The sequence below is a fragment of the Streptomyces sp. 150FB genome, from assembly GCF_000818195.1.
GTDB lineage: Bacteria > Actinomycetota > Actinomycetes > Streptomycetales > Streptomycetaceae > Streptomyces.
In genome coordinates this window covers 2,503,150-2,508,388 of the sequence record NZ_JTHL01000001.1, presented here as the reverse complement: position 1 = coordinate 2,508,388, position 5,239 = coordinate 2,503,150, and the positions used below count along the sequence as shown (strand labels likewise).

The 5,239-nt window shown below is 69.1% G+C and carries 5 protein-coding genes; 2 read left to right on the top strand and 3 right to left on the bottom strand.

Going from position 1 to position 5,239, the window contains the following annotated elements:
• The 3 genes from QR77_RS10475 to QR77_RS10465 form a co-directional block, all read right to left on the bottom strand.
• Positions 1 to 724, bottom strand: a 724-nt coding sequence (locus QR77_RS10475; RefSeq protein WP_040021171.1) for a DUF4429 domain-containing protein, incomplete at its 3' end; no start/stop codon positions are given.
• 63 nt (positions 725 to 787) lie between these two features.
• Positions 788 to 1,999: an alpha/beta hydrolase gene (locus QR77_RS10470; RefSeq protein WP_040021170.1), complete on the bottom strand. Its 1,212-nt coding sequence runs from the start codon at positions 1,997 to 1,999 to the stop codon at positions 788 to 790.
• Between the two features lie 222 nt (positions 2,000 to 2,221).
• On the bottom strand, positions 2,222 to 2,926 hold the full coding sequence (locus QR77_RS10465; protein ID WP_052488659.1) for a TetR family transcriptional regulator: 705 nt from the start codon (positions 2,924 to 2,926) through the stop codon (positions 2,222 to 2,224).
• 114 nt (positions 2,927 to 3,040) lie between these two features.
• Here QR77_RS10465 and QR77_RS10460 point away from each other — a divergent pair, with 114 nt between their 5' ends.
• Positions 3,041 to 4,648 (top strand): MFS transporter, encoded by a 1,608-nt coding sequence (locus QR77_RS10460; protein WP_040021169.1) that lies wholly within the window; start codon positions 3,041 to 3,043, stop codon positions 4,646 to 4,648.
• Positions 4,649 to 4,795: 147 nt separating this feature from the next.
• A complete protein-coding gene (locus tag QR77_RS10455; RefSeq protein ID WP_040021167.1) occupies positions 4,796 to 5,170 on the top strand; it encodes a peptidase inhibitor family I36 protein in 375 nt (124 codons plus the stop codon).
• The last annotated feature ends 69 nt before the right edge of the window (positions 5,171 to 5,239 follow it).

Here is a 5,239-nt window from a genome sequence, read left to right as displayed (position 1 = left end):
ACTCGTGCACCGGGCCGTAGCCGAGGCCGAAGACGACGGCCGCCGGATCGTGGTCCGCCTGGAGCGGCGCCGGTTCGGCCGCCTGGGTCCCGTGCGCCGTCCGCGCCGCGTGGGTCGTGTGTCCGTCGCGCCGTACCAGCCGCAGGTAGCCGTCGAAGGCCTCGGGGGAGCGCCACTCGACCCCTTGCAGTTCGGCGACCGGGAAACTCTGGTCGCCGGCTTTCCATTTGGCGGAGGAAGCGCCCGTCCAGAACCAGCGGAACGTCACACGCCGCCCGTCGAAGGACGCCTTCGCGTCGTACGCCTTGAACTGGAGAGGCTGCTCGGGCGCCGCCACCAGATAGCGGTCGGCGGGCTCAAGGGCGTCCCGCCCGTACCGCTCACCGTCCTTGGCCAGCGTGGCGCGCAGCTCGTCCGCGTAGTACTCGGCGAGCGTCTCCCGCGCCGCGGGCAGTACCAGGCGGTACGGATCGCAGCTCTCCTTGAGCTGACCGGCCGCTGCCTCCATCAGAGGGTCGGCGCCCGGCCGCGGCACGGCGTGCAGCACCACCGTCCCGCGTCTGCCAGGGGAGAGCGACACCGACGACAACGCCTCGTGGGGGATGCGGCGTTCGCGGAGTGCCTGAAACAGCTTCGGCGTGCGTATCCCTCGTTCGAAGCGGATGAGCACGGAGTCGGTCTCGAACTCCCAGGTGGCATGAATTCCGGCCAGCACATCACCCATGTGGTTCATCGTAGGCGGCGCGCGCCGCCGCGTCGCCTGCCTCAGCACGGAAATCTACGCGCGTCAGTTCCCTTCCGCCCCGTTGATCGCGTTCCGGCACCCGGGATGCCCGGTCGCGCAGCGCACCGAACGGAAGGCGCCGACCCCGATGTCGGCGAAGTTGGCGAGGCTTTCGGTGCCCGGCTGGAAGTACCCGGGGTGCCCGACGGCGCCCGCCGCCGAGACGACCCGCGATCCGAAGTCACGGCTCACCGGGTCGGCGCCGTGCCCGAGTCCGATGACGTCCATGTACGGAACGTCCTGGATCCAGTCGTCGCTGTCCCGCATGGCCCAGACCCGGGCCCGGGTGTGCAGGCCCGCCGCGCTCGCCACGCGCATGCCGGGGCTGCCGGCGACCGCCACATCGGTGACCCTGGACGGCAGGCTGTGCGCGGCGACGCCGCACACGACCGAGCCGTAGCTGTGGCAGAACAACGAGACCTTGGCCCGGCCGGGCAGCGCTCCGGTCAGCGCGGTGAGCCGTACGGCCCCGGCCTCGGCGAGTTTGCCGATCGCCGCGTCGATACCGAGCCCGGCGGGCGCGGTGTAGTCGGCCCAGGCGATCACGGCGGTACGGACCTTGGGCGACGCCATGCGTTCGGCGGCGTACAACGACTTGGCCATACCCACCGGGGCCGTGTAGCCGTGGTTCTGCTTCTGGAACGTCACCACGTTGGTGTCGACGCCCGGCACCACGACCGAGACCCGCTGGGCGCGGTCGAGATCGCCGAACACCTCGGCGGCCCGGCCCTTGCCCGAGGGATCGAAGGCGAGGATCTGCCGGCCGCCGCCGAGCATCGAGTCGAAGCTCTGCATCCGGCGGAGCGCCTGCGTCCGGCCGTCGTTCGACAGTCTGGTGTCGAAGAGACGGTGGTGCTCCACCGACCGGGCCTGAGCGAGCGCCAGGCGGTTGGCGTGGTAACGGAGCGTCACAGGCGCGCCGTTGAGATTGCCCACGACGAGCGGGTATCTGGAGGCGAGCAGGCTCTGCTGGGCCGCGGTGAGCGAGGCGAAGAAAGTGGCGAGGCGGCGCGGTGACTCCGTCGGGGACGGCAGGTGCACCACCCCTATCCTGCCCCGCTGCCAGGCGTTGAAGGCGGCGGTCAGGGGCTCGCCCGGACCGTGTTGACGCTGCACAGCGGTCCAGCCCGTGGTGGTCAGCATGACGAACACCACGGCGAGCGCGAGAACAGTGCGCCAAGCGGTGAGAGTGGGGGAGGTTTCGAAGGAAGTCACTGCGGGCCAGCCTAGGAGACGCTCGGGGGTCCTCGGGACGGGGGTGAGGCAGATCACGCGGAGCTATGGAATGAACCGTGGGTAATCTCACCGCCGGTGGGCAAGGAGAGCGTGTCGCGCCGCGCCGTATGCACACAAAAGCCTGAAAACACCCTCGTTGGGCGTGCCAAATGCGCGGGACGCGTGCAAGCGCCCCGCGCGTGTCGCGATTCGGCCCGGTGTTCAGCCGGTCGCGCGGCCCTTCCCGCACGGAGGCTTCCGCCAGTTTTCGGCCAACGCGGGACCCAGGCAGTCGAGGTTCATCTCCGTCAGCGCGCGGATCGCCTCGATGCTCGCGTCCGGTCCGCGCCCCCAGAGCTGTTCCGTCACCCGCATCACGCCGCTGAATGCCGCGACCGCCACCCGGGGCCGTGGGTCGGCGTCCACGTCGAGGCCCTCGCGGCAGGCGATCAGCTCGGAGACTTCCTTCTCCAACTCGGCGGAGCGGCGCAGATGGGTGGCGAGCAGCGCCGGGGTCGACTCGATCATCTGGTACGTACGCATGTGCAGCTCAAGCGGGATGACGGCCTCGATCGCCTCGCCGATGGAGTCCCAGGCGGAGGTGACGGCCTTGCGCATGGCCTGCAACGGGGACTCGGCGGGGGGCCGTTCCCGCAGGGCCTCCACGAACTTTCCCTCGATCATCTGGACGACGTAGAAGGCGACTTCTTCCTTGCTGGCGAAGTAGCGGAAGAAGGTACGCTGCGAGACCTCCACGGCGTCGGCGATTTCGTCGACAGTCGTGCGCTCGTATCCCTGGGTCGCGAAGAGTTCGAGAGCGACCCGCAGCAGCGCGTCACGGGTGCGACGCTTCTTCAGGGCGCGCAGCCCGGGGGGCTGTTCACCTGCTGTTCCGGGCCCGGCGGTGGCTTCATGCCCGACCGTCACCGCATCATCCTCATTCCGGGACTTCCCCTTTTCCAGCGTCGTGTGAGCAACGTGACAGTTACCGACTTGTGAATTGGTTTGTCAACTGTCAGTAGCTGACACTAGCGTGTCGGTATGACTAGTCAGACCGCTGTCGACCAGGCGCCGAGAATCCCGGAACCTCCGGCGAAGGCGCCGTCCAAGGGACTGCGCGGCCATCCCTGGCTGACGCTTTTCTCCGTGGCGATCGGCGTCATGATGGTGGCGCTCGACGGCACCATTGTCGCCATCGCGAACCCAGCCATACAGAAGGACCTCGGCGCCAGCTTCGCCGACGTCCAGTGGATCACCAACGGCTACTTCCTCTCCCTCGCCGTCGCCCTGATCACGGCGGGCAAGCTCGGTGACCGCTTCGGGCACCGGCAGACGTTCCTCATCGGCGTCACCGGCTTCGCCGCCGCCTCAGGGGCCATCGGCCTCTCCCACAGCATCTCCCTGGTCGTCACCTTCCGGGTGCTCCAGGGACTCTTCGGCGCCCTGCTGATGCCGGCCGCGCTCGGTCTGCTGCGCGCCACCTTCCCCGCCGAGAAGCTCAACATGGCCATCGGCCTCTGGGGCATGGTCATCGGCGCTTCCACGGCAGGCGGTCCGATCCTGGGCGGCGTGCTGGTCGAGCATGTCAGTTGGCAGTCCGTCTTCTTCATCAACGTGCCGGTGGGCGTCGTCGCGTTGCTGCTCGGCGTGGTGATCCTGAAGAACCACCGGGCCGAGAACGCCCCGAGGTCCTTCGACATCCTCGGCATCCTGCTGCTCTCCGTCGCGATGTTCTGCGTCGTGTGGGCGATCATCCAGGCGCCGACCTGGGGCTGGGGCAGCGAGAAGACCTGGATCTTTATCGCCGCCTCGCTGATCTGTTTCGTGCTCTTCGCCTTCTGGGAGACGAAGGTCAAGGAACCGCTCATCCCCATGGGGCTCTTCCGCTCCGTACCGCTGTCGGCCGGTGTGGTCCTGATGGTGTTGATGGCCATCGCCTTCCTGGGCGGCCTCTTCTTCGTCACCTTCTACCTCCAGAACGTGCACGGCATGAAGGCGATCGACGCCGGCCTGCACCTGCTGCCACTGACCGGCATGATGATCGTCGCCTCGCCGCTGGCGGGCTGGGTGATCACGAAGACCGGCCCCCGCATCCCGCTGGCCGGCGGCATGCTCTTCACCGCCGTCGCCATGTTCGGGATGTCCACCCTGACCGTGGACACCGGCAGCCTCACCATGTCGATCTGGTTCGCGCTGCTCGGCCTCGGCCTCGCCCCCGTCATGGTCGGCGCCACCGAAGTCATCGTCGGCAACGCCCCCATCGAACTCTCCGGCGTCGCCGGCGGCCTCCAGCAGGCGGCCATGCAGATCGGCGGCAGCCTCGGTACGGCGGTGCTCGGCGCGGTCATGGCCTCCAAGGTCACCAACGACCTGCCCGGCAACTGGACCGCAGCGGGCCTCCCCCCGCTCACCGGCGCCCAGGCGGGCCAGGCGGCGGAAGCCGTTCAGGTCGGCATACCGCCCGTACAGAAGGGCATGCCGGCCGAGATCGTCGCGAAGATCACCCAGGTCGCGCACGACACGTTCATGTCCGGCATGGGCCTCGCCTGCCTGGTCGCCGGCGGTGTCGCAACGGTCGCGATCTTCGTCGCCCTGCTGACGAAGCGCGGCGAGAACGCGGACGCGGCGGGCGGCGGCGTACACGTCTGACGTCAACCCCGCGCGTACGACAGCCCCGCCGGACGGTTCCGGCGGGGCTGTCGCCTATCCGGGTGGAGATCGCCGGACCCCCTTCAACAATGCCGTCAGCGCAGGTCAGGGTGGGGCCGACCGATCACGACCATCACGGGGGATCCCATGCGCAAGACCATCACCGCCGGAGCACTGGCCGTCGTGGCGCTCCTGCCAGGAGCCGTGGCAGCGACACCGGGCAACGCGGCACCGCCACGCTTGGGGGCGTGTGCGGCGGGGGAGCTGTGCTTCTGGGAGAAGGACGACTTCAAGGGGGCCCGCCAGATCCACGAACTGGCCGGCACCGAAATGGAAAGCTGCGTACCACTCCCGTCCGGCACCACGGCCTCGGCCCTGGCCAACCGCACGGGCCGCCCGGTGACCACGTACCAGTCGGAGGAATGCGCGGAAACGGGCGAATTCGAAACGTACCCCGGGGGCGGCACGTGGCTACCCCGCTCCCCGTACCGCTTCCGAGCCTTCAAGGTCTGGGAGCGGTAAGCCTTCCGGCTGGGGGTCGTGGGGTGCGGTTGGTTCGTGGTCGCGGTCGCGGTGATGGTGCCGGGCGCC

What these genes read in the sequence shown, in the direction of transcription:
- QR77_RS10460 (WP_040021169.1), top strand. Translation starts at nt 3,041, where the DNA reads ATGACTAGTCAGACCGCTGTCGACCAGGCGCCGAGAATCCCGGAACCT.
- QR77_RS10455 (WP_040021167.1), top strand. Translation starts at nt 4,796, where the DNA reads ATGCGCAAGACCATCACCGCCGGAGCACTGGCCGTCGTGGCGCTCCTG.